Here is a 22,648-nt window from a genome sequence, read left to right as displayed (position 1 = left end):
GGCTTCTCCCGGATAAGGCGTGTTCCTATTCCGAAATCGCTGCCAGGCAGATGTTCAGGCTATTTGCCGAACGTCCTGCAGGGCCGTCTGTTGCATCAGCGTATCGACCACCTGGTGCACGGCGCCGCGGTGATCGGCGCCGCCGCTCCGGGCACGCCGGTAGAGGCCGAGTTGGGCTTCGGCGCTACCGCCAAGGCGGGCCAGTTTGCGCGCATGGGCCATGATCCAGCGTTCCCCGGGGGCGATCTGATCGGCTATGCAAGCCAGTACCTGATCCAGCCAGGCCGCGAACGGCAAGGTGCTCTGGCTGCGTGGCTCGATGAACAGGCCGCGCAGACCGCGGCGCTTGGCGCGCCAGCGGTTTTCCAGGGTGAGGATGCGCGTCAGCGGGTCATCGAACCAGTCATGGTGCGCGCAGGTCAGCGCATGATCGAGCATGGCACGGAACAGCCCGGCGATGCACAGGGCGTCCTGCAGCCGCGGGCAGGCGTCGGCGATACGCAGCTCCAGGGTGGGGAAGCGCAACGACGGGCGAATGTTCCACCACAGGTTGACGGCCGAGCCGATGCAATGGGTATCGGTCATCACCTTCACGTAGCGCTGATACTCGGCTTCGTCACGAAAGTGATCGGGAATGCCCATGCGCGGCCACTCGTCGCACACGGCCTGGCGATAGCTCATCAAACCGCTGGGCCGGCCGTCCCAGAAGGGTGAGGACGCGCTTAGCCCCAGCAGCAGGGGTAGCCAGGGCGTAAGCCGGTTCATCAGGCGAATGCGGTCGATGCCATCCGGTACTCCGACATGCACGTGCAGGCCTGCCAGCACGCTGCGGCTGGCGACGATGCGGTAATCGTCGAAAATGGCCTGATAACGCGCCATGTTGGTCGCCTGCACGCTGCGCCATTGCCCCAGCGGATGAGTCCCGGCGGCGAGGATGCCACAGCCGAACTCGCTGGCCAGTTCGGCCATGGTGCGGCGCGCCTGGCTGAGAAAGTCGTATGCCTCGTCGAGGCGGTGCAGTACTGGCGTCACCACTTCGAACTGCGCGGCGAACATCTCTCGCGTGACGCACTGGCCCAACGCGCGGCGGCTGGCTACGGCAAAGGCCTCGACCCCCTGCTGCGCTACGCAGCGACCTGCCAGGTCGGTCAGAAAGTACTCCTCCTCGATGCCGAACGTGCTCGCGGTCATGCCCTACCTACTCCCGGAATTCCTGCAGTTGAAAGCGTGCCGGCGGTTTGGGTTCAACCTCTTTGCGGCAGCCCCGGACGAGGCGAATTTAGGTGGAATCTTTATTCGCGCATGGCCCTCCTAAACAGAACATGGCCCCGTTTTCAGGAGACTTGACCCATGTCGATCGCCAGTTTCATCGACACGCCTGCCGCGCAACGCATTTCCTTCGTTCCCGCCACCGGTCCCTGGCAAGGCCTCTATCGACAATTGCTGGACGAGCCCGAGCCGGGACACCCGCAGGCACGGGAATTCATCCAGGAGTGCCTGGGTGAGGTCGCGCAGCTGTCCTGTGAACTGCCGGCCAGCCCTTATGAACTGGCCGCCTGGTCGCTGCGTCGGCATCACAGCGTGACCACCGAATACGCCCGCTACCTAGAGGGACGCCGTTCGGGAAAGGGGCGCCGCTTCTTCCCCCGTAAGGCTCATGCCCTGCATTTTCTCCGCGCGGTGGCACCCACCAAGCTGGTGGACGGTGCCTGGCTCTACGGCACCCTGCCCCACTGGCGCGATTACCGCGTGTATCCACTGGTGCAGACGTACCTGGAAGAACTTGGCGAAGGGGTGCCCGCGCAGAATCATGTGCTGCTCTATCGACAACTGCTGGCCAGCCAGGGCTGTGAAGATGCCCTGGAACTGGACGATGCGCTGTATCGCCAGGGTGCGATCCAGCTGGCCCTTGGGCTGCTGGTGGACGAATTTCTGCCTGAGGTGATCGGCTACAACCTCGGCTACGAGCAGTTGCCGCTGCACCTGCTGATCAGCGCCTTCGAGCTCAACGAGCTGGACATCGACCCCTATTACTTCCAGTTGCACGTGACCATCGACAACGGCTCCAGCGGCCACGCCGCCAAGGCCGTGCAAAGTGTGCTGGACAACCTGCCGCGGGTCGGCGATGCACAGGCCTTCTACGAGCGCGTGATGCGCGGCTATCTGCTCAATGATCTGGGCATCGGCTCCAACGCCGTGATCGACGGTTTCGATCTGCAGCAGCAGGTGCTGCACATGCTCGAACGCAAGCGCACGGTGGCCAGCCAGGTGCATTCCGACTACTGCCGCATCGAGGGTCGCACGGTGAATCAATGGCTGGGCAGCTCCGGCAACGTGGCAGGCTTTCTCGAGGCCTTGCAACGCAACGGCTGGATAAGACACGGCAAAGACCCGGCCGACAGCCGTTTCTGGCGCCTGGTGGAAGGCCAGGGCGCGGCCATGTTCGGTGTGTTCAGCCCATATGAACGTCAACTGTTGCACGACTGGATCGCTGGCGACTGGCAACCGGCCGAACAGCGTCCGGCCTTTCGTGCACGGCGGATGAGTCAGGCCGCCATGTCGTCCCCTACAGCTGCGCAGCATGGCGAGCTGGATCGTGAGCGACGCGACATGCTCCGGCAACTGCAGGGCCTGGATGCCTATCGACGCGAGTGCCGGCTGATCGAACTGCAATCCCCGGCCCAGCACTGGACCAGCGCCGGGCTGGCTGCCACCCGCACTTTCACCGCGCTGATGCGACAGCCGCGCTGACCCAGGAACTCACCCATGCTCGAACAGCCCTTCGATGCTCCGCAAACCCTTGCCTTGCTGCGCCTGGGCAGTTTGCTGCGCGAACGTGACTACCACTTCGTCACTCCGACACCGCTTACCCACCAGCGGATCAATCAGCGTCCGGACAACGCGCGGGCGGAAAACCTGCGCGACGTATTCGGCTGGAGCCGTCCCTTCGCCGACGGGACGCTGGATGAGGAAATCACCCAGGCCATGCGTGACGCGCAGGTGCTGCAGCCTCATGCTCTGGGCTGGATCAGCCAGGTACGCTTTTCCAGCCTGGGCAACGAACTCTACGTTCACTCACGTTTCCCTACCGAGGAAAGCGATGCGGTGTTCTTCGGCCCCGACACCTACCGCTTCGTCCGCCTGCTGCGCGGTTACCTGGCGCATGCCAATCAACCGCTGCGGCGCATCGTCGATATCGGCTGCGGCGCTGGTCCTGGTGCCATCACCGCGGCGCAGCTGCGCCCCGACGCGAAGGTCACGGCACTGGACATCAACCCCAAAGCATTGGCCATGACCGCGGTGAATGCGCGCCAGGCTGGTGTCGGCAACCTGCATGTACAGAGCAGCGACCTGCTGCGGGACATGCAGGGCCAGTTCGATCTGATCATCGCCAACCCGCCCTATATGCTCGATCCACAACAGCGAACCTATCGTCACGGAGGTGGCAGGCATGGCGCTGGGCTGTCGTTGGCGATCTTCGATACGGCGATGGAGCGACTGGCGCCCGGCGGTACGCTGCTGCTTTATACCGGCGTGGCGATCTTTGCCGGCGAGGATCCGTTGCTCAATGCCATCCGCCTGTCTCTGCGCGATACCGGCTGGGATTGGGACTATCAGGAGATCGATCCGGATGTGTTCGGTGAGGACCTGCAGAAACCCGAATATATCGAGGCCGAGCGCATTGCCTGCGTGGCGTTGCGGCTGACCTACCAGCCCAATCAGCGCCAGCGCTAGACCGGCGCCTGCACCACGCAGGCGCCGGCCCCCGAAGACTCAGGCAGCCTTGGTCTGAGCGCTGCTCTTCAGCGACTTGCGCAGCACTTCCATCGACTCGCCCAGCTGCTCCAGCTGCTGCTTGCTCAGCAGCTTGCGGGCCTGCGGGAACATGTCGCGCTCCTCTTCCTCGATATGGTGTTCGAGCAATTCCTTGAGCACCTTGACCCGACCGGAGAACTCGATCGTCGACGGCGGCGTTTCCTTGATGTCGGGCAGTACCAGTGCCTCCACGGCGCGGTGTTCCTCCTTGGCCTCGACGGCCAGAACGGCCTCGTCCTTGCTGCCCGCTTGCCTGAAGGCCGGGTAGAAGATCTGCTCTTCGAGCTCGGTATGGATCTTCAGTTCCTGCTCGATTTTGGCCAGCAGTTTCTTGCGCGTCTGCACCGCTCGCTCGGTGGTTTCCTCGAGCTTGCTCAGCAGGTCTTTGACGGTTTCGTGGTCCTTCTTCAGCAGTTCGATGGCGTTCATCGTCTTGCTCTCCTCAGGTCTACTAATCACATCGTTAGAAAGGCCTGGGCCCGCTAGCAGCGGGCCCAGGGGTGAGCATCACGAGTCGCGAGCGGCGTGGCTCTTCTGACCACCCTTGCGCCCTGCCTCGGATGCTCTCTGGCGGTCATTGGCGAAGTTGCCGCCGCTGTTCTTGCCGCCTTTGCGGCCGGCTTCGGCAGCCTTTTGACGATCGTTTGCGAAGTTACCCGGATTTTTGTTGGTCGCCATTGCTGGTGCCTCCTGAGAGTTTTTCGCGAGGCGTTATTGCCTCTACTTAAATTCAGGCAGGCGCTTCGCCGACTCGTTCAGGCATTTTTTCATCAGCCATTGACCACGCTGCCGCCGTTCACATGGATCATCTGCCCGGAGACATATGAGGCGTCGTTGCTGGCCAGATAGACGAAAGCCGGCGCGACTTCCGACGGCTGGCCGGGACGGCCCAGCGGCGTATCGGCACCGAATTCGGAAACCTTCTCGGCGCTGAAGGTGGACGGGATCAGAGGCGTCCAGATCGGCCCCGGAGCAACGCCATTGACGCGTATGCCACGCGGCGCCAGGTTGATCGACAGCGACCGGGTGAACGAGGTGATCGCGCCTTTGGTCGAGGAATAGTCGAGCAGCATCGGGTTGCCCTTGTAGGCCGTCACCGAGCTGGTGTTGATGATGCTCGAGCCCGGCTGCAGGTGCGGCAGCGCGATCTTGGTCAGGTGGAACATGGCGAAGATGTTGGTGCGGAAGGTTCGCTCCCACTGCGCCTCGTCGAGTGCTTCCAGGTTGTGCTCGGGATGTTGCTCGCCGGCATTGTTGATGAGGATGTCGATGCGTCCCCACTTGGCGATCACCGCATCGACAACGCACTGACAGAAGCTGCCGTCGCCCACGTCACCCGCCAGGGCGATGGCCTCGCCGCCATGGCGGTTCACTTCGTCGAGGGTTTTCTGCGCATCCTGGTTTTCGTCGAGATAGACCAGCGCGACCTTGGCGCCTTCCAGCGCATAGTGCACGGCGACGGCGCGGCCAATGCCGCTGTCGCCACCGGTGATGATCGCCACCTTGCCGGTCAGCTTGCCCGCGGCGCGGTAATCGTCGGCGAGGTACACCGGTTCGGGATGCATGGCGTGTTCGACGCCAGGTTGCCGCTCCTGATGCTGAGCGGGCAGTGTCTTGTCATTCATCTTTCACTCCTCCCTGCGGATAAGCGTTCAGACGGCCTGCAGACGTGGGCTGGCCGTCACTGGGTGAGTTTTATGGCGATTATCGAAACAGAAGTTGGTGGCCTGCACGTAGCCCTCGGCGGAGCCACAGTCGAAGCGGCGACCCTTGAATTTGTAGGCCAGCACGCAGCCTTGCTGGGCCTGCTTCATCAGCGCGTCGGTGATCTGGATCTCGCCGCTCTTGCCCGGTTCGGTCTGCTCGATCAGCTCGAAGATATCCGGCGTAAGAATGTAGCGGCCGATGATCGCCAGGTTCGACGGCGCATCTTCCGGGTTGGGTTTTTCCACCATCCGCTCGATGCGGAAGATGTCGTCACGCAATGCTTCGCCGGCGATCACGCCGTAACGCGACACCTCCTCCATCGGCACTTCCTGAATGGCAACGATGGAGCAGCGGAACTGTTCGTAGAGCTTGACCATCTGGGTCAGCACGCCGTCGCCTTCCAGGTTCAGGCACAGGTCGTCGGCCAGTACCACGGCGAAGGCCTCGTCGCCGATCAGCGAACGGCCGGTGAGGATGGCGTGGCCGAGGCCCTTCATCTCGATCTGACGCGTGTAGGAAAAGGTGCACTGATCGATCAGGTGGCGCACGCCGCTCAAGGATTTCTCCTTGCCGGTGTTGGAAATTTCGTGCTCCAGCTCGTAGCTGATATCGAAGTGGTCCTCGAGCGAGCGCTTGCCACGCCCAGTGACGATGGCGATTTCATGCAGCCCGGCTTCCAGTGCTTCTTCGACGCCATACTGGATCAGCGGGGTGTCGACCACCGGGAGCATTTCCTTGGGCATCGACTTGGTAGCGGGTAGAAAACGGGTGCCGTAACCGGCGGCGGGGAACAAACATTTCTTGATCATGGTTCTATACCAATTGAGTGACTCGGTAATAGAACTTGACCTAACCGAAGTGTTTGCGGTTCAAGGTATTTCGCGCGATTGCCGTTTCGTTGAACAGGAGGGAAAGGAGGCCCGTAGCGGGCCTCCCCCAGGCTACGCAATCAATCAACTGCGGCCTCCACCGTGGCTGTTCTGGCCACCCTTGCGGCCAGCCTCGGAGGCTTTCTGACGATCATTGGCAAAGTTGCCGCCGCTGTTCTGGCCGCCCTTCTTGCCTGCTTCGGAAGCTTTTTCACGATCGTTGGCGAAGTTGCCAGGGTTCTTGTTGGTCATCTCGTTTCTCCTCAGTGATGGGCAAAATTGCCCGTGCACTGATTTGGAGAAAGGGCCCGGCGAGGACGTTCAGGTTAATTCTCCGCCTCGCTCGGCAATCGCTGACGAGCGGTCATGCTCATTTCCCCTCGGGCCGCTGGATGATGGAAATCTTGCCGTTACGCTCGATGATCGCGTAGCGAATCTGGTCCAACCGTTCCAATCCGCTTTCGCGCGCCGACTCCATGACGTCGTCGAGCGTCAGGCGCGCCTTGTCCAGACGCCACTGCATCGGCACGCCGTCTTCGACGATGATGGTCGGCGACCCATCGAGTAGGCGCGCCAGCCAGTCATTGCGGCGCTTGAGCAGCGAGGCGCCGATGTCCAGCGCGATCAGGGTGGTGACCACCAGAACCATGTTGGTCACCGAAAAATCATCGCCCAGCAGCGCCTGCTGGGTGGCCTCACCGATGATCAGCAGCAACACGAAATCGAAGGTGGTGAGTTGCGCCAACGAACGTCGGCCGGACAGCTTGAACAGGATCAGCAGCACCAGGTAGATGGCGCCGGCACGCAGTACCGCATCCATGAGCGTCTCCTCAGGGGTAGATGAACTGGCTCAGCTCGACCTGCTGGCCGGCTGCGTGGAGCCTTGAGTGATAAGCGCCCACACCTTCAGCGGTGAGACGCAGGCTGACGACGATGCGTTCGGCATCGCCGCTGAAATCGAGAATCAGGCCCCCCGCCCCGTCGCTGGCGCTGCGCCTCGGCACGGGCTGGATCGCATCGATGGAAAACCCATCCAACAGCTCACCAGCGATATGCAACCGTGGCGTGCCCTGAAGGCTCACCTTCAACGGCGACTGTGCGCCGTTGCGTGCGAAGCGCTGGTATTCGACCTGCAACGCATCCTGCGCTCCACCGACCTGGACGTGGCTGAATGGCCCCTTGGAAAACAGTCCGGCCAGTGCGAGCATCACAAGCAGTAACAGGCCATACCAACCTAAGCGTTCGATCTTCCAAACGCGGACCTGCGTATCCATGTGTTCCTGCACGGGAACGCTGCGGCTGCTTTGTTCAGGTAGATGCATGTCGGTTTCCTCCTGAAGCCTATGACCTGTGATCCATGGCCAATATCAGAAGAAAATTTCACAAGCGCCACGCAAGGACGCGCGTTGCGCGCGTCCAGCTGGTGATCACTGCCAGACGTAGGCTGGCTTCGTCACGGAAGCATTGCTTACGACGACCCTCAAGGCGTAGCGATGAGGCTTACTGCCGGTCCAGCAAATGGAAGCGCGGCAGCCCGAGGTGCCAATGGATCGCGGCCAGTCGGGCGGCCAGCACCACGAACATCGCCGCTGCGGTATCCAGCCAGTGCGGTGTGTCCAGAGCGCGCAGACCGATGAAGGTCAGCGCCCCGGCGATGCAGGCCGTGGCGTAGATTTCCTTCTGGAAAATCAGCGGAATCTCGTTGCACAGCACGTCGCGAATCACCCCGCCTACCACGCCGGTCATCACCCCCATGATCACCGCAGTGCTGATCGGCGTGCCGTTCTGCAAGGCCAGCTCGGTGCCGTACACGGTGAACACGGCAAGGCCGAAGGCATCGGCGATCAGCAGGCCCTTCTCGTGTATCGGCCGGGTCATGCGCACCCAGGCCACGGTGCCCAATGCCGCCAGGGAGGCGACGAGGATGTAGGTGTCGTCGCGAATCCAGCTGACCGGATGGTTGTCCAGAATCAGGTCGCGCAGCGTGCCGCCACCAAGGGCGGTGACGATGGCCATCACCAGCACGCCGAACAGGTCCATGGACTTGCGTCCGGCCATCAGCGCACCGGTGATGGCGAACACTGCCACGCCGAACAGGTCGGCGACGTAGAACAGCGTTTCCATGAGGCCCTCAGCGGCTGACCGGCGTACGTAGCGTGACGAATTCCTCGGCAGCGCTCGGGTGCACGCCGATGGTTTCATCGAAGATCTGCTTGGTCGCACCGGCCTTGAGCGCGATGGCCAGGCCCTGAACGATCTCGCCCGCCTCCGGGCCGACCATATGGCAGCCGAGCACGCGGTCGCTGTCGGCATCGACCACCAGCTTCATCAGGGTGCGCTCCGGGTTCTCGGTCAGCGTCAGTTGCATCGGGCGGAAGCGGCTCTCGAAGATCGTCACCTTGTAGCCGTCTTCGATGGCCTGTTCTTCGCTGAGGCCAACGGTGCCGATGTTCGGCAGGCTGAATACCGCGGTAGGGATCATGCGGTAATCCAGCGGCCGGTATTGCTCGGGCTTGAACAGCCGGCGCGCCACGGCCATGCCTTCGGCCAGCGCGACCGGGGTCAGCTGCACGCGGCCGATCACATCGCCAAGGGCGAGAATCGAGGGTGTGGAGGTCTGGAACAGATCATCGACTTCGATGTAGCCACGCTTGTCCAGTTTGACCTCGACATTCTCCAGGCCGAGGTTGTCGAGCATCGGTCGGCGACCGGTGGCGTAGAACACGCAATCGGCCTCCAGCACCCGGCCATCCTTTAGCGTGGCTGCGAGGCTGCCGTCGGCCTGGGGTTCGATGCTGGCGATATCGGCATTGAACTGCAGATCCAGGCCTTTCTTGCTCAGCTCGTCGCGCAGGTGTTCACGCACCGCGCCGTCGAAGCCTCGCAGGAACAAGTCGCCGCGATACAGCAGCGAAGTCTGCGCGCCCAGGCCATGGAAGATCGAAGCGAATTCCACGGCGATATAGCCACCGCCGACCACCAGTACGCGCTTGGGCAGTTGCTTGAGGAAGAACGCCTCGTTGGAGCTGATGGCGTGCTCGCGCCCGGGGATGTCCGGAATATGGGGCCAGCCTCCGGTCGCGATGAGAATGCGCTCGGTGCTATGGCGCTCGCCATTGACCTCGACGGTGTGGGCATCGACGATGCGCGCATGACCTTCGAACAGACTGACGCCGCTGTTGGTCAACAGATTGCGGTAGATGCCATTGAGGCGCTCGATCTCGCGGTTCTTGTTGGCGATCAGCGTTGTCCAGTCAAAATTCGCTTCGCCCAGTGACCAGCCGAAACCTGCGGCCTGCTCGAAGTCTTCGGCGAAATGTGCACCGTACACCAGCAGTTTCTTCGGTACGCAACCGACGTTGACGCAGGTGCCGCCGAGGTAGCGGCTCTCGGCGACCGCGACGCGGGCACCAAAACCAGCGGCGAAACGCGCCGCACGTACGCCGCCGGAACCGGCGCCGATCACGAACAGGTCGAAGTCGTAACTCATGAGGTATCTCCTTGGCAGATGGGGAGCATACCGTAAAGGCTAGCGCTAAGCTGAAAGCAGGAGGTGGATATGCGCCCTACTCTGACTCATCTCGCCCTGCATGTTCCTGATCTCGATGCCTGCATCGCCTTCTACGCGCAGTTCTGCGGCATGCAGGTGATCCACGAACGCCCCGGCAAGGGCACGCGTATCGTCTGGATGGCCGAACCGGGCAAGGAGCATCAGTTCATCTTCGTCATCATGCCCGGCGGCCAGGACCGCAACCTGGCCGCCAACGACTACAGCCACTTCGGCTTCGCTCTGGGCAGCCGCGAAGAAGTCGACCGCATCGCCGCCCTGGCCGAGCGCGAAGGCTGCCTGATCTGGGCGCCGCGTGACGAGCCCTATCCGGTCGGTTATTACTGTGGCCTGCGTGACCCGGCCGGCAATTACGTGGAATTCAGCTACGGTCAGCCACTGGGGCCTGGCTCCGAGGACATGCCCATCCCCTGAAATGCAAAACGCCACCCAGAAGGTGTAATGCTGTTCACATCAGAAATGGTCGGACGCGATTAGTCCCCTCGCCCCTTTGGGGAGAGGGTTAGGGAGAGGGGAAAACTGGCAGGTTTGCGGTGTTTTCAGCCCTCTCCCCCAGCCCCTCTCCCATAAATGGGAGAGGGGAGCCAAACTTGTGCAACCTTAAGTGAACAGCATTAACCCGAAGGTGGCGTTTGGTTGACCTTGGGCGTATCAGAACGCCTTGCCGGTCTTGTACAGATTCTCGAAGCAGAAATTGGTCGCGTCGATGTAACCCTCGGCGCTGCCGCAGTCGAAACGCTGGCCCTTGAACTTGTATGCCATCACGCAGCCCTGCTGGGCCTGGCGCATCAGCGCGTCGGTGATCTGGATCTCACCGCCCTTGCCCGGCGGAGTGCTGCGGATCAGGTCGAAGATGTCCGGGGTGAGGATGTAGCGACCGATGATCGCCAGGTTCGACGGCGCGTCCTCGGGCTTGGGCTTTTCCACCATGTTGCTGACGCGGTAGATGTCCTCGCGGATCATCTCGCCGGCGATCACACCGTACTTGGAGGTTTCGTCTCGCGGCACTTCCTGAATCGCGACGATGGAGCAGCGGAACTGGTTGTACAGCTTGACCATCTGGGCCAGTACGCTGTCGCCTTCCAGGTTCAGGCACAGGTCGTCGGCCAGGACCACGGCGAAGGGCTCGTCACCGATCAGCGGCTGACCGCAGAGGATGGCATGGCCCAGGCCTTTCATCTCCACCTGACGGGTGTAGGAGAAGCTGCACTCGTCGATCAGACGGCGGATACCAACCAGGTATTTCTCCTTGTCGGTGCCCTTGATCTGGTGCTCGAGTTCATAGCTCACGTCGAAATGGTCTTCCAGCGCGCGCTTGCCGCGGCCGGTGACGATGGAGATCTGGTTGAGGCCGGCCTCCAGCGCCTCTTCGACACCGTACTGGATCAGTGGCTTGTTCACCACCGGAAGCATTTCCTTGGGCATTGCCTTGGTCGCTGGCAAGAAGCGGGTGCCGTAACCGGCAGCGGGGAACAGGCATTTCTTGATCATGGGACTCCCAGATGGGGATGGTTGGAATGCGCGTTCAGTCTATCAAGCCGCGCTGGCCTTACAACTGCCGCTTGCAGGCCGGCCGATGCCACGATAGAGAAAACCCAGTTCCGCCAGGTGTTGCGCGTCATAGATATTGCGCCCGTCGAACAGCACCGGCATACGCATGGCGCCGCGAATGCGCGGGAAATCCGGTTGGCGGAACTGCTTCCATTCGGTCACCAGCACCAGTGCATCGGCGCCCTGGGTAACGGCATAAGACGATTCGCTCAGCACCAGTTGCCCTGATTGGACGGCCCCAGGGTAGCGCGCGGCGACGGCAGCGGTGGCCGCCGGATCGCAAGCCTGCACCCTGGCGCCGGCCATCAGCAGCGCCTCGAGCAGCACCAGACTCGGTGCTTCACGCAGATCATCGGTACCGGGCTTGAACGCCAACCCCCAGAGCGCGACGACCCGACCTTGCAGGTGGCCATTGAAGTGTTCGCGCAGGGCCTGGAACAGCAGCGTCTTCTGCAGCGCATTGCGCGCCTCGACCGCGCGCAGGATACCCGGCTCGATACCCTCATGCTCGGCGGTGCGGATCAGCGCCTTGACGTCCTTGGGGAAGCACGAACCGCCGTAGCCGCAGCCGGCATAAATGAAGTGCGTGCCGATGCGCCGGTCGCTGCCGATGCCGCGGCGCACTTCCTCGATATCCACACCCAGGCGCGCGCAGATGCCGGCCATCTCGTTGATGAAGGAAATCTTGGTCGCCAGGAAGGCGTTGGCCGCGTACTTGCTGAACTCGGCAGCACGCACACCCATGCACAGCAGGCGGTCATGATTGCGCAGGAACGGCGCATACAGTCTGCGCAGCAGCTCACGCCCGCGCTCGTCGTCACAGCCGACGATGACCCGGTCGGGGCGCATGAAATCCTCGACCGCCGAGCCCTCCTTGAGAAACTCCGGATTGCTGGCAACACTCACCCGTACGCGTTTGCCTCGACGTGCGAGCCCGGCGTTGATGCGTTGTTCGACGCGTTCGGCGGTGCCCACCGGCACGGTGGATTTGTCGACGATCAGGCAGGCGTGCTCCAGTCGCTCGCCCAGCTCATCGGCGACCGCCAGCACGTGTGAAAGGTCTGCCGAACCGTCCTCGCCACTGGGCGTACCCACCGCGATGAAGATGACTTCGGCGCGGCGGATGCCGGCCTTGAGCTGCGAGGTGAAACCGAGCTGCCTCGCCGCCAGCTGCGCCCTGAGCAGCGCTTCCAGGCCCGGCTCGTAGATCGGTACCTCACCTTGCGCAAGCTTGGCAACGCGCTGCGGGTCACGCTCGACGCAGACCACCTGATTGCCCATCTCCGCCAGGCAGGTCGCCGTCACCAAGCCCACGTAGCCCGCTCCTATCACACATATCTGCATCGCAGCATCCTCCTGGCGTTTGCTGCGATTGCAACCAATGGTCGTGGCAATGAGGTGACGAAACGGCGAAGCAATGATGACAAGCGCTCACCGTGTCGCGTGGCTGGCGCTGATGCCAGGCGACTTGTATCTTCCACGCTGCATTGGAAACCAACCGACTACAGGGACCCCGTCATGCGCTTACTGGCTATCGCTGCCCTCGCCTTTTCAACCGCCACCGTCTTCGCCTCTACCCCGACGCCGCCGTCGTCCACACAAATCGCCGCCTGGTCGCCCGCGGAAATCAACGAGATGGGGCCGAGCATCGATAAGTTGCTGCCCATCACGCTCAAGGGCGGCGAGCAGGCCTATCTCGCTTCCGTTTCCTACGAGAACGCCGGGCGCAATTTCTGGGCCGGCTACCTGCTGGTGCGCCCGCAGATCGGCGAAGCGCGGCCTTTGGACGAATTCGGCGGGCAGTACAACCAGATCCGTACCCTGGATGACTACAGCGCCAGCCACTCGGCGGTGATCATCGGCGGCGCTGGCTCGGGCCAGGGTACATCGCAGAGCAGCTATTCGTTGGTGGTGTTCGATGGCTGGACAGCCAGGACGCTGTTCAGCGCAAGCGAATCCGACAATTCGGGCAACTGCGGCGCCTATGTGGAGCGTGACTGCTCAGGTAACAGGGTATTCATCAATGTCTTCGAAGGCGACGCCAACAGCAAGCGAGTCGGTCTGCTGGTCAGCAACCTCCAGTACTCCTCGCCGGACATCGAAACCACGCCCTATCAGTACAGCCAGGAGTCGGAAATCCTGTTCCTGAGCAATCCGAATCAATAGAGCGTCGCCTGGACGCCCTTACTACCGCAGGTCAAACAGTAGAAACTTCCATCGCCGCCTCACGTCCACCCTAAGCATCGGTCATGACTTCGGTAGCCGCCTGGTTACCGCTGCTTTGTCTGACCGGAACTCGATCTAGCGGAGGGTGCAGATGGCCACGACAGTCGGAGATTTCATCGTCGAGCGGCTTTACCAGTGGGGTGTACGGCGTATCTACGGGTATCCCGGGGACGGCATCAACGGTGTGTTCGGCGCACTCAACCGGGCCGATGGAAAGATCCGTTTCATCCAGGCCCGCCACGAAGAGATGGCCGCCTTCATGGCTGCGGCCGATGCCAAGTTCTCCGGCCAGCTGGGGGTCTGCATCGCTACCTCGGGCCCCGGCGCGACCCATCTGCTGACCGGCCTCTACGATGCACGTATGGATCATATGCCGGTGCTGGCAATTACCGGCCAGCAGGCGCGTACCGCACTCGGCGGGCATTACCAGCAGGAGCTGGACCTGGTCTCGGTGTTCAAGGACGTCGCCGGCGCCTTCGTCCAGCAGGCCAGCGCACCGGCGCAGGTGCGTCATCTGATCGACCGCGCCATCCGCACCGCCATCGGTGAGCGCCGGGTGACGGCGATCATCCTGCCCAATGATCTGCAGGAGGCCGAGTACGCCGAGCCACCGCACAAGCACGGCACCGTGCACAGCGGCATCGGCTACAGCCACCCGCGCGTCGTGCCCTATGAAGCGGATCTGCAGCGCGCTGCCGAAGTGCTCAACAGCGGCAAGAAGGTCGCCATACTGGTAGGCGCCGGGGCGCTGAATGCCAGTGATGAGGTCTTCGAAGTGGCGCAGAAGCTCGGCGCCGGGGTGGCCAAGGCGCTGCTGGGCAAAGCCGTGTTGCCTGACGAGCTGCCCTGGGTCACCGGCTCCATCGGCCTGCTCGGTACGGTGCCGAGCTACAAGATGATGGAGGAATGCGACACGCTGCTGATGATCGGTTCCGGCTTCCCCTACTCCGAGTTCCTGCCCGCAGAAGGACAGGCGCGTGGCGTACAGATCGACATCCAGCCCGACATGCTCAGCCTGCGCTATCCGATGGAGGTCAATCTGCAGGGCGATGCCGCCGAGACCCTTCGTGCCCTGCTGCCCCTGCTGGAGGCCAAGCAGGATGACAGCTGGCGCACCACCATCGAAGCTTGGCGCAGCGAATGGGATCAGACTCTGGAAAGCCGCGCCATGGTCTCGGCCAACCCGATCAACCCGCAGCGGGTGGTCTACGAGCTGTCGCCGCGGCTGCCGGAGCGCGCCGTGGTCACCTGCGACTCCGGCTCCTGCGCCAACTGGTATGCCCGCGATTTAAAGATTCGCCGCGACATGCTCTGCTCGCTGTCCGGCGGCCTGGCCTCGATGGGCGCGGCAGTGCCTTATGCCATCGCCGCCAAGTTCGCCCACCCGGACCGTCCGGTGGTCGGCCTGGTGGGTGACGGCGCCATGCAGATGAACAACCTGGCTGAACTGATCACCGTGGCCAAGTACTGGCGTGAGTGGGAAAACCCGCAATGGGTGCTCGCAGTATTCAACAATCAGGACCTCAACCAGGTCACCTGGGAGCAGAGGGTGATGGAAGGCGACCCGAAATTCGAGGCTTCGCAGAACATCCCCGACGTGCCCTACCACGCCTTCGCCAACTCCATTGGCCTGCTCGGCCTGTTGATCGAGCGTGAAGAGGATGTCGGCCCGGCCTGGGAACAGGCTCTCGCTGCAGATCGCCCGGTGTTGCTGGAATTTCGCACCGACCCGGATGTCCCACCATTGCCGCCGCATATCAGCCTGGAGCAGGCCAAGCAGTTCGCCTCCACCCTGCTGCAGGTCGACCCGGACCAGCGCGGCATCCTTGCGCAAACCGCCAAGCAATTGTTCGGTTCGCTGCTGCCGGGTAAGCACAAGAAGTGATCCGCGAGGCTGTTTGAATGAAAAAAGACGATTGCCCGGTGGTGGTGATCTGCGGGGCCAGCGCCGGTGTCGGCCGGGCCACTGCGCATGCTTTCGCTGCCGCAGGCTATGTCGTCGGCTTGCTGGCCCGCAGCGACGAAGGGCTGGCAGCGGCGACATCGGAGCTGGAAGCCTATGCCACGCCGACCCTGGCGATCAGCGCGGACGTGGCCGATGCCAATGCCCTGGCGCTGGCGGCGCAACGTTTCGAGGCCGAGCTCGGCCCCATCGACGTCTGGGTCAATTCGGCGATGGTCACGGTGTTCGCTGCGATCGAGCAGTTGACGCCGGAGGAGATCAGGCGCGTTACCGAGGTGACCTACCTCGGCGCCGTACATGGCACCCTGGCGGCGCTGCCCCTGATGCGCGCACGGAATCGCGGCGTGATCATCCAGGTCGGTTCGGCACTCGCCTATCGCGCCATCCCTCTGCAGTCGGCCTATTGCGCAGCGAAGTTCGCGCTGCGCGGTTTTACCGACTCGCTACGCTGCGAACTCATTCACCAGCGCAGCGAGGTCAAGGTCTGCATGGTGCAGCTGCCGGCGATCAATACGCCGCAGTTCGACTGGGCGCGCAACAAACTGGGTCAACGCGTGCAACCCGTGCCGCCCATTCATGACCCCGGTGTCGCAGCGCGCGCCATTCTCAGCGTCGCGAGTGCACCTCCACGGGAACTCTGGGTCGGCCTGCCCACCCTCAAGGCCATCATCGGCAATCAGTTCTTTCCGGGCCTGCTCGACCGACTCCTGGCGCGTCGCGCCTGGCAAGGCCAGCTAAGCGAGGGCCAGACAGATCCTGCAGGCGACAACCTCTTTCACAGCGTCTATGGCCTGCATGAGGTGCAAGGACGCTTTACCCGCAGGTCGCGCGGGCATGCATTGGCGTTGAGTTCAGCGCGGGTGACCGCCCTGCTGGGAACCTGCGCGGTCTTGCTGGTCCTGCTGCTTATCTGATCCGTCAATCATGGCGCCTCGGCGCCGAGCCGCTCCCACATGGCGCGCGTCAGGCGCTGGCGGTTGGCGTAGCCGGTCCAGGGGTCTTGGCGCAGCCCGTCCAGGCGTTGCTGCAGGTTGGCGACCGTCCACTGCTGGGCACTGCGCAGGCCGTCCAGTTCGTCCCGGGCGATCGGCACCGAAACCGGCAGGCCGGGCCGCGCGCGCACCGAGTAGGCCGATACCGTACTGGCACCGCGGCCGTTGCGCAGATAGTCGATGAAGATTTTCCCCACCCGATTCTTCGGCCCCGACGTCGCGGTGAATCGCTCGGGTAGCTGCCTAGCCATGAACTGCGCCAGGGCCTTGGCGAAGCCCTTGACCGTATCCCAGTCGGCGTGCCGGGCAAGTGGCACGATGATGTGCATGCCTTTGCCGCCGCTGGTCTTGAGAAATGCCTGCAGACCCAGCTCGTCGAGCACGCTCAGGGTCAACCGGGTCGCCTCTAGCATGCTGCGCCACGGCAGCGCCGGGTCCGGGTCGAGATCGAGCACGAAATGATCGGGCGTTTCGATGCGGTCGCTGGTAGCGCCCCAGCGGTGGAACTCGATGCAGCCCATCTGCGCTGCACCAACCAGGGCCGGCACGCTGTCGATTTCCATCAACCGCGCGTGGCCGGGGTCCAGCTTGGGATCGAGATGCTTGATGTTGGGGATCGCCAGGCGCTCGGCATGCTTCTGGAAGAATTGTTCTCCCGCTACCCCGTCCGGCGCCCGCACCAGCGAGACGGGCCGTTTGCGCAGATACGGCAGCAACCACTCGGAGATATCCGCATAGAACTGAGCGAGCTGCAGTTTCGTGGTGCCGCTGTCCGGGTCGATCACCCGCTGCGGATTGCTGATCGGCACCCCGGACACTACCGGCTTGGCGGATGACTTGCGCGAGCTTTCGACCTTCTTGGTCTGTTTCTCCGCTGCAGCGCCTGGCGCACGCGGATGCTCACGAACGATCTGCGCCGCCGGCTTGTCACTGCGCAAGGCGATGAAGCTGGCCTGGCGCACGATGCCTTCGCGCGTCCATTCGGCGAACTCGACCTCGCCGACCAGTTGAGGCTCGACCCAGCTTACACCGCGGGCCTGGGCGGCGGTCAGTTTCCGCTCCAGTGGCGACTCCTCTCGCCCCAGCTTGCGCAACTGCTCATGCAGGGCCTTGAGCGAGGCTTCCCCGAACCCGGTGCCGACCCGCCCGGCATAGCGCAGCCCGCCCGCCTCGTTCACCGCCAACAGCAGCGCGCCAAAGCCGCTGCGACTGCCCTGCGGCTTGGTGTAACCGACGATGACAAACTCCTGGCGCAGACGGCATTTGAGCTTGATCCAGTCGGCGCTGCGGCGCGACACGTAGAGGCTGCCCGAGCGCTTGCCGATGACGCCTTCCAGCGACATGGCGCAGGCGCTCTCGACGATGTCCCGGTGATGCGCGGTGAAGGCCTCCGAAAAACGCAGCGGGCTGCGCCGCGTGCTGCCCAATGCAGTCTTGAGTTGGGCGCGCCGAGTTTCCAGGGGCACCTCGCGCATGTCTTCGCCGTTGAGAAACGGCGCATCGAACAGGTAGTAGATGAGATCGTGGCTGCGGCCGATGTCGAAGGCATTCTGCAGTTGCTGAAAGTCCGGCAGACCTTGCTCATTGAGTGCCACGACCTCTCCGTCCAGCCAGCTATCGCTCAGGCCCAGCTTGGCCAGAGCCTTGGCCTGCTGCGGCAGGCGCTCCGTCCAGTCATGGCCATTGCGGGTGAACAGACTCACCTCATCGCCGCGCACCCGCGCCAGGATGCGGTAACCGTCGAACTTCACCTCATACAGCCAGTCACCTTCGGGCGGACGCTCGGCCAGGGTCGCCAGTTGCGGCGCCAGGCTGTCGGGGAACTCCGTCTGGGCCTTGCGAATTTTTGCCGGCTTGGAGGCCGCCTTGCGCTTGGTCACCTTGCTCGGGCCTCCCACCAGCGCGCCGCTGATCACGCTTTGCGGCTGCGCCTCGACGATGTCGTATTCGTCGCCGGGGCGCGCGGTGTCGTCGCGCTCCTTGATCAGCAGCCACTGCTCCTTGTCGCCGCTTCCGCGCAGCCGGGTGCGCACCAGCGTCCAGTCCCCGGACAGTTTCTCGCCCACCAGAGTGAACTTGAGCTTGCCGGCCTGGTAGGCAGCCGCCGGGTCGCCCTGCGGCTGCCAGATGCCATGGTCCCAGACGATCACGTCGCCCGCGCCATAGTTGCCTTCGGCGATGCTGCCTTCGAAGCTGGCGTAATCCAGCGGATGGTCTTCGACGTGCACCGCCAGACGCTTTTGCGTCGGGTCCAGGCTCGGCCCCTTGGGCACCGCCCAGCTCTTCAGGGTGCTGTCCAGCTCCAGGCGAAAGTCGTAGTGCAGGCGACGCGCATCGTGCTTCTGCACCACGAAGCGCAGCGCACCGGCCTTGCTGCGGCGCTTGCGCGGTTGCTCGCGCGGTTCGCTGGTCTGCTCGAAATTGCGTTTGCGGTTGTATTCGCTCTGCGCTCTGGCCATGGTCGGTATCCCGGCTTATTTGCGTGCAGTCTTGGGGCTCTTGCGTGGCGTGCTGGCCTTGGGCTTGGCTTTCGTCTTGCTGTCGGGTTTGCCGCCCAGGCTGCGCTTGAGCAGTTCGGTGAGGTCGATGACATCGGCACTGCGCCGCTGCTCTTCGCCTTCAACCCGCTCGACGTTCTCGATCTTGCCAGCCTTGCCCGTCATGCCTCCGCCCGTCTGCATGTGGCCGGCTACCTGGACGCGGCAGCGGATCGCCCATTGCGCCATGCCGTGGAAATCCGCAATGCCAGTTTCTGCGATCCGGCGTTCATTAAACTGCTACGCCAGCACGGCATCGCCCTGGTGGTGGCGGACACAGCGGGTAAATGGCCTTATGCGGAGGACATTACCGCCGATTTCCTTTATCTGCGCCTGCACGGCGATGCCGAACTCTATGTCAGCGGGTATTCGCCTGAAGCCCTGCAACATTGGCAGCAGCGCATCGAAACCTGGACCACCGGCGGGCAACCCGACGATGCCCGGCTGATCGACCAGGCACACAAACCCCGCCGAACGCCGCGCGATCTTTACTGCTACTTCGATAACGACGTGAAGGTGCGAGCGCCCTACGATGCGCGCGATCTCCAGCAACGGCTGGAGCGAAGCGCAGGAGCTGGCCAGGATTCAGGCTGACTCAGCGGGCGGTCATCCTCATTCAGTGCACGGCTTCGCCAATCGCCTGGATAAGCTGCCAGGCTCTGGGTGAAAGCTCCTGCGGTTCAAGCGCGTCCAGCAGATTCTTCACGGCCAGCCCCAGGTCGGTGTCGCCCCCGATCACCAGGTGACGGCGAAAGAACAAGGTATCCGGATCTTCCCGGCGGCTGGCCAGCAGAAGGAAGTCGCGCCAACTGCCGCGAATGGTCACGTCCACTGTCTCTCGGCGCCGTACCAATAGCTTGGTGCCGACGCAGCTCACGCACCAGGCCAGCCCCAGGTCGCTGATCTCGATGCGCAGCCAACGTCCAGTCAACAGATCGAACGCACCCTCGGCCAATGGCTTGGCGAACAACCGGGCCGCCGCGCTTTCGATCAGCCGGCGCTGTACGGCAAAGGGTAGGTATTGCCCGAGTGGCAATAGCGGCGTGCCCAGTTTCACCAACCGACGAGTCAGGGTCATGAGTTCAGCCCCTGCGCCGTCAGCATGCCCGGAAGGCCATGCCAGTAGCCATTGCAACCACTCACTGCCAGGGGCGGCAGGCCTCCGTCGCGCACCGCGGCGAAGTCGCTGATGACTTGCGCCATGCCTTCGGGGCGCGGGCTCAGGCGCAGGACATCCACCCCGCTGTCGGCAAGAGCCGGGTAGTCGGCCAGGAGATTGCTGACCTCTGCAGACATGGTCTGGATGCCATTGAGGGTGAACAACGGCTGCGCCTCCTGGCTGAGCAGCGCGATGCCCTCGGGATAGTTCTGGCAGCAGAACTGGCAGTCGTCCTTGGGCCGGTTCTCCGCCCGCGCCGTGAAGCAGCGCGCCGAGTAAGCCAGCGGTAGATGGCCGTAGGCGAACAACTCGACTTCGGGGCGTTCGATCTGCAGGGCATCGAGTTGTCGCAGGCAATCGTGCAGCAGTTGCCCGGAGCACTCCACGGGTGGAACCCAGCGTTGCAGCCCGCACGTCATCAGTTCGTGCAAGGCATGGGCGTTGTACAGGTTCAGCGCCGGCCCGGCGACGAAAGGCAGACGCCGCTCGGCGAGCAGCTGTACCGCTCCCATGTCGTTGGCCTCCACCCGCAATTCGCCGTTGTCGCAAAGGCGGCGCAGGCTGGCCAGCTCGGAGGCCGCCTCGACCAGCGCCAGGCCGGACAGCACCAGCTCGGCGCCGGTGCATGTGCGCAGCTCGCGTGCCAGTTGCAGCCAGTCGTCCAGCGACAGCGCGCGGCGCTTGGAGCAAACCGTTTCGCCCAGGTAGATGACATCGAGCGGTTGTTCGGCCATCTCGGCATAGAAGTCCAGCAACTTGCTGCGACTCCAGTAGAACAGGACGGGGCCAAGACTCAGTTTCATGGTTTCCTCACTGCCAGGATCGATGATAGGCACCAAGCGTGGTCTGGCTGCCTTCGGACAGCCGCGCCAGGTCCTCGCGCCAGCGTTCCTGGACGACGAAATGGCCTGCGGCATGGGCATCCAGCGCTTCGCGCCAGACCCGGGTTACCTGCTCGACATACGCCGGACTGCGCTGCCGTCCCTCGATCTTCACCGCGGCGATGCCCATTTCGGCCAACTGCGGGATCAGATCGATGGTGTTGAGGCTGGTGGGTTCCTCCAAGGCGTGGAAGCGCTGGCCCTCGACCAGGAAGCGCCCCTTGCACAGGGTCGGATAGCCTGCCGGCTCGCCCGGCGCATAACGGTCGATCAGCACGCCGCCCAGACGCGAATTCAGGCTCTGGGCATCTTCCTGCCAGCGCACGGCCTTGGCCGGCGAGCAGACGCCGCACAGATTGGGCGACTCGCCGGTAACGTAGGACGACAGGTGGCAGCGCCCCTCGGCCATGATGCACAGGCTGCCGAAGGCGAATACCTCCAGCGGCACGCTGCTCTTTTCCGCGACCTGGCGCACCTGGGCCAGCGACAGTACCCGCGGCAGCACGGCCCGGCGAATGTTGTAGCGCTGCTGGTAGAACGCCAGCGCAGCAGCGTTGGTGGCAGAGCCCTGCACAGAGAGATGCAGGTTGAGATCGGGATGATGGCGACTGGCATAGGCCAGCACGCCTGGGTCGGCGGCAATCAGCGCGTCCACTCCGAGCGCAGCGGCCTGATCCACCGCGCGTTGCCAGCGCTGCCAGCCCTGCGCCTGGGCGTAGGTATTGACCGCAACATAGAGTTGGCGGCCGCGCTGGCGGATGAGTTGCAAGCCCGTGTCCAGCTGGCGCTCATCCAGATTCAGGCCGGCAAAATGACGGGCGTTGGTGTCATCGCGAAAGCCCACGTAGATGGCATCCGCCCCCTGATTCAACGCGGCCTTGAGAGCGGGAAGACTCCCCGCGGGACAGACCAGATGCATGATTCGACTCCTGCTTCGACAGCGAGGCGCCACTCTAGGCGACGCATCACAGCGGTCGCCTTGACTGCGATCAAGTCGGTCCAGCCGGTGCCTCACGACGGCGAATGCGCCAGAACTTGATATCGATCAAGGCCAGCACGACCGGCAGCACTAGGCTTGGAGAGAACGACAGACCAGACAGGAAAGGCTGAAATGGCCAAGAAATTTCCCTTGCACCCCAGCCGCCCCGATCGCATCTGCTGGGGCTGTGATCGCTATTGCCCGGCTGATTCGCTGGCCTGCGGCAATGGCGCTGACCGCACCATGCACCCGGTCGAGATGCTCGGCGATGATTGGTATGAGCATGGCGACTGGGGAATGGACATAGCGGAGCCAAAGGAGAACCTGGCTGACGATACCAGTCCGGTACGCCTGGTCTCCGCGCAATAGACGGCCGCTGCCCATAGGAAGGCATCACGTT

The 22,648-nt window shown here is 63.3% G+C and carries 22 protein-coding genes and 3 pseudogenes; 8 read left to right on the top strand and 17 right to left on the bottom strand.

Annotated elements, in window-relative coordinates; genetic code table 11:
* Positions 1-54 precede the first annotated feature (54 nt).
* Complete coding sequence (locus DXK50_RS17065; protein ID WP_212631151.1) at positions 55-1,191, bottom strand: carboxylate-amine ligase; 1,137 nt, start codon at positions 1,189-1,191, stop codon at positions 55-57.
* A gap of 159 nt (positions 1,192-1,350) precedes the next feature.
* Here DXK50_RS17065 and DXK50_RS17060 point away from each other — a divergent pair, with 159 nt between their 5' ends.
* Positions 1,351-2,751: an iron-containing redox enzyme family protein gene (locus DXK50_RS17060; RefSeq protein ID WP_212631150.1), complete on the top strand. Its 1,401-nt coding sequence runs from the start codon at positions 1,351-1,353 to the stop codon at positions 2,749-2,751.
* A gap of 15 nt (positions 2,752-2,766) precedes the next feature.
* Positions 2,767-3,735, top strand: coding sequence for a methyltransferase (locus tag DXK50_RS17055; protein WP_212631149.1), 969 nt, complete (start codon positions 2,767-2,769; stop codon positions 3,733-3,735).
* Between the two features lie 39 nt (positions 3,736-3,774).
* On the opposite strand, the gene DXK50_RS17050 is transcribed toward DXK50_RS17055, so the two are convergent.
* The 9 genes and pseudogenes from DXK50_RS17050 to gorA all read right to left on the bottom strand — a co-directional run bounded on the left by DXK50_RS17050 (position 3,775) and on the right by gorA (position 9,882).
* On the bottom strand, positions 3,775-4,245 hold the full coding sequence (locus tag DXK50_RS17050) for a hemerythrin domain-containing protein (RefSeq protein WP_161866847.1): 471 nt from the start codon (positions 4,243-4,245) through the stop codon (positions 3,775-3,777).
* Between the two features lie 78 nt (positions 4,246-4,323).
* A pseudogene (locus tag DXK50_RS17045) lies at positions 4,324-4,476 on the bottom strand (con-10 family general stress protein); the annotation flags it as partial.
* Between the two features lie 110 nt (positions 4,477-4,586).
* On the bottom strand, positions 4,587-5,441 hold the full coding sequence (locus DXK50_RS17040; RefSeq protein ID WP_212631148.1) for an SDR family oxidoreductase: 855 nt from the start codon (positions 5,439-5,441) through the stop codon (positions 4,587-4,589).
* 27 nt (positions 5,442-5,468) lie between these two features.
* Complete coding sequence (galU, locus tag DXK50_RS17035) at positions 5,469-6,332, bottom strand: UTP--glucose-1-phosphate uridylyltransferase GalU (RefSeq protein ID WP_024308203.1); 864 nt, start codon at positions 6,330-6,332, stop codon at positions 5,469-5,471.
* A gap of 144 nt (positions 6,333-6,476) precedes the next feature.
* A complete protein-coding gene (locus tag DXK50_RS17030) occupies positions 6,477-6,644 on the bottom strand; it encodes a con-10 family general stress protein (protein ID WP_197855667.1) in 168 nt (55 codons plus the stop codon).
* Between the two features lie 118 nt (positions 6,645-6,762).
* Positions 6,763-7,212 (bottom strand): DUF421 domain-containing protein, encoded by a 450-nt coding sequence (locus DXK50_RS17025; protein WP_212631147.1) that lies wholly within the window; start codon positions 7,210-7,212, stop codon positions 6,763-6,765.
* 10 nt (positions 7,213-7,222) lie between these two features.
* Positions 7,223-7,714 (bottom strand): hypothetical protein, encoded by a 492-nt coding sequence (locus DXK50_RS17020; protein WP_212631146.1) that lies wholly within the window; start codon positions 7,712-7,714, stop codon positions 7,223-7,225.
* A gap of 178 nt (positions 7,715-7,892) precedes the next feature.
* The gene (locus DXK50_RS17015) at positions 7,893-8,516 is read right to left on the bottom strand and encodes a trimeric intracellular cation channel family protein (protein WP_161866843.1); all 624 of its coding nucleotides are present in this window, start codon (positions 8,514-8,516) and stop codon (positions 7,893-7,895) included.
* A gap of 7 nt (positions 8,517-8,523) precedes the next feature.
* Positions 8,524-9,882 carry a glutathione-disulfide reductase gene (gene gorA, locus DXK50_RS17010; RefSeq protein ID WP_212631145.1) on the bottom strand — a complete coding sequence of 453 codons (1,359 nt, stop codon included), beginning with the start codon at positions 9,880-9,882 and terminating at the stop codon, positions 8,524-8,526.
* A 69-nt stretch (positions 9,883-9,951) separates the two neighbouring features.
* On the opposite strand from gorA, the gene DXK50_RS17005 reads away from it, so the two are divergent.
* Positions 9,952-10,374, top strand: coding sequence for a VOC family protein (locus tag DXK50_RS17005; RefSeq protein ID WP_024308197.1), 423 nt, complete (start codon positions 9,952-9,954; stop codon positions 10,372-10,374).
* A gap of 237 nt (positions 10,375-10,611) precedes the next feature.
* On the opposite strand, the gene galU (DXK50_RS17000) is transcribed toward DXK50_RS17005, so the two are convergent.
* Entirely contained in the window at positions 10,612-11,451 is an 840-nt protein-coding gene (gene galU / locus DXK50_RS17000) for a UTP--glucose-1-phosphate uridylyltransferase GalU (protein WP_161866841.1), read from the bottom strand.
* 42 nt (positions 11,452-11,493) lie between these two features.
* Positions 11,494-12,855, bottom strand: coding sequence for a UDP-glucose dehydrogenase family protein (locus DXK50_RS16995; protein ID WP_212631144.1), 1,362 nt, complete (start codon positions 12,853-12,855; stop codon positions 11,494-11,496).
* A 174-nt stretch (positions 12,856-13,029) separates the two neighbouring features.
* Between DXK50_RS16995 and DXK50_RS16990 the strand changes: the two genes are divergently transcribed.
* From DXK50_RS16990 to DXK50_RS16980, 3 genes are all read left to right on the top strand, one after another.
* Positions 13,030-13,677, top strand: a complete 648-nt coding sequence (locus DXK50_RS16990) for a hypothetical protein (RefSeq protein ID WP_212631143.1) — start codon at positions 13,030-13,032, stop codon at positions 13,675-13,677.
* Between the two features lie 151 nt (positions 13,678-13,828).
* Positions 13,829-15,622: a thiamine pyrophosphate-requiring protein gene (locus DXK50_RS16985; protein WP_212631142.1), complete on the top strand. Its 1,794-nt coding sequence runs from the start codon at positions 13,829-13,831 to the stop codon at positions 15,620-15,622.
* Positions 15,623-15,639: 17 nt separating this feature from the next.
* Positions 15,640-16,614, top strand: a complete 975-nt coding sequence (locus DXK50_RS16980; RefSeq protein ID WP_212631141.1) for an SDR family oxidoreductase — start codon at positions 15,640-15,642, stop codon at positions 16,612-16,614.
* Between the two features lie 8 nt (positions 16,615-16,622).
* Here the strand turns inward: DXK50_RS16980 and ligD are convergent, their stop codons facing one another.
* On the bottom strand, positions 16,623-19,151 hold the full coding sequence (ligD, locus tag DXK50_RS16975; RefSeq protein WP_212631140.1) for a DNA ligase D: 2,529 nt from the start codon (positions 19,149-19,151) through the stop codon (positions 16,623-16,625).
* Positions 19,152-19,166: 15 nt separating this feature from the next.
* A pseudogene (locus DXK50_RS16970) lies at positions 19,167-19,346 on the bottom strand (Ku protein); the annotation flags it as partial.
* Here DXK50_RS16970 and DXK50_RS16965 point away from each other — a divergent pair.
* Positions 19,317-19,823 (top strand): annotated as a pseudogene (locus DXK50_RS16965) (DUF72 domain-containing protein); the annotation flags it as partial. The pseudogenes DXK50_RS16970 and DXK50_RS16965 sit on opposite strands and share 30 nt — an antisense overlap.
* 22 nt (positions 19,824-19,845) lie before the next feature.
* On the opposite strand, the gene ubiT reads toward DXK50_RS16965, so the two are convergent.
* Genes ubiT through ubiU form a run of 3 tightly spaced genes read right to left on the bottom strand, consistent with a single transcriptional unit; the run spans position 19,846 to position 22,188 of the window.
* The gene (gene ubiT / locus DXK50_RS16960; RefSeq protein WP_212631139.1) at positions 19,846-20,307 is read right to left on the bottom strand and encodes a ubiquinone anaerobic biosynthesis accessory factor UbiT; all 462 of its coding nucleotides are present in this window, start codon (positions 20,305-20,307) and stop codon (positions 19,846-19,848) included.
* On the bottom strand, positions 20,304-21,191 hold the full coding sequence (locus tag DXK50_RS16955) for a U32 family peptidase (protein ID WP_212631138.1): 888 nt from the start codon (positions 21,189-21,191) through the stop codon (positions 20,304-20,306). The genes ubiT and DXK50_RS16955 overlap by 4 nt, the downstream gene beginning before the upstream one ends.
* A gap of 7 nt (positions 21,192-21,198) precedes the next feature.
* The gene (gene ubiU / locus DXK50_RS16950) at positions 21,199-22,188 is read right to left on the bottom strand and encodes a ubiquinone anaerobic biosynthesis protein UbiU (RefSeq protein ID WP_212631137.1); all 990 of its coding nucleotides are present in this window, start codon (positions 22,186-22,188) and stop codon (positions 21,199-21,201) included.
* A 192-nt stretch (positions 22,189-22,380) separates the two neighbouring features.
* Here ubiU and DXK50_RS16945 point away from each other — a divergent pair, with 192 nt between their 5' ends.
* Positions 22,381-22,617 carry a DUF3079 domain-containing protein gene (locus DXK50_RS16945; RefSeq protein ID WP_212631136.1) on the top strand — a complete coding sequence of 79 codons (237 nt, stop codon included), beginning with the start codon at positions 22,381-22,383 and terminating at the stop codon, positions 22,615-22,617.
* The last annotated feature ends 31 nt before the right edge of the window (positions 22,618-22,648 follow it).

This window comes from Pseudomonas sp. KB-10, from assembly GCF_018221585.1.
GTDB classification, from domain to species: domain Bacteria; phylum Pseudomonadota; class Gammaproteobacteria; order Pseudomonadales; family Pseudomonadaceae; genus Aquipseudomonas; species Aquipseudomonas yangonensis.
The sequence above is the reverse complement of the archived record's forward strand: the minus strand, read 5'-3'. Positions and strand labels throughout refer to the sequence as shown.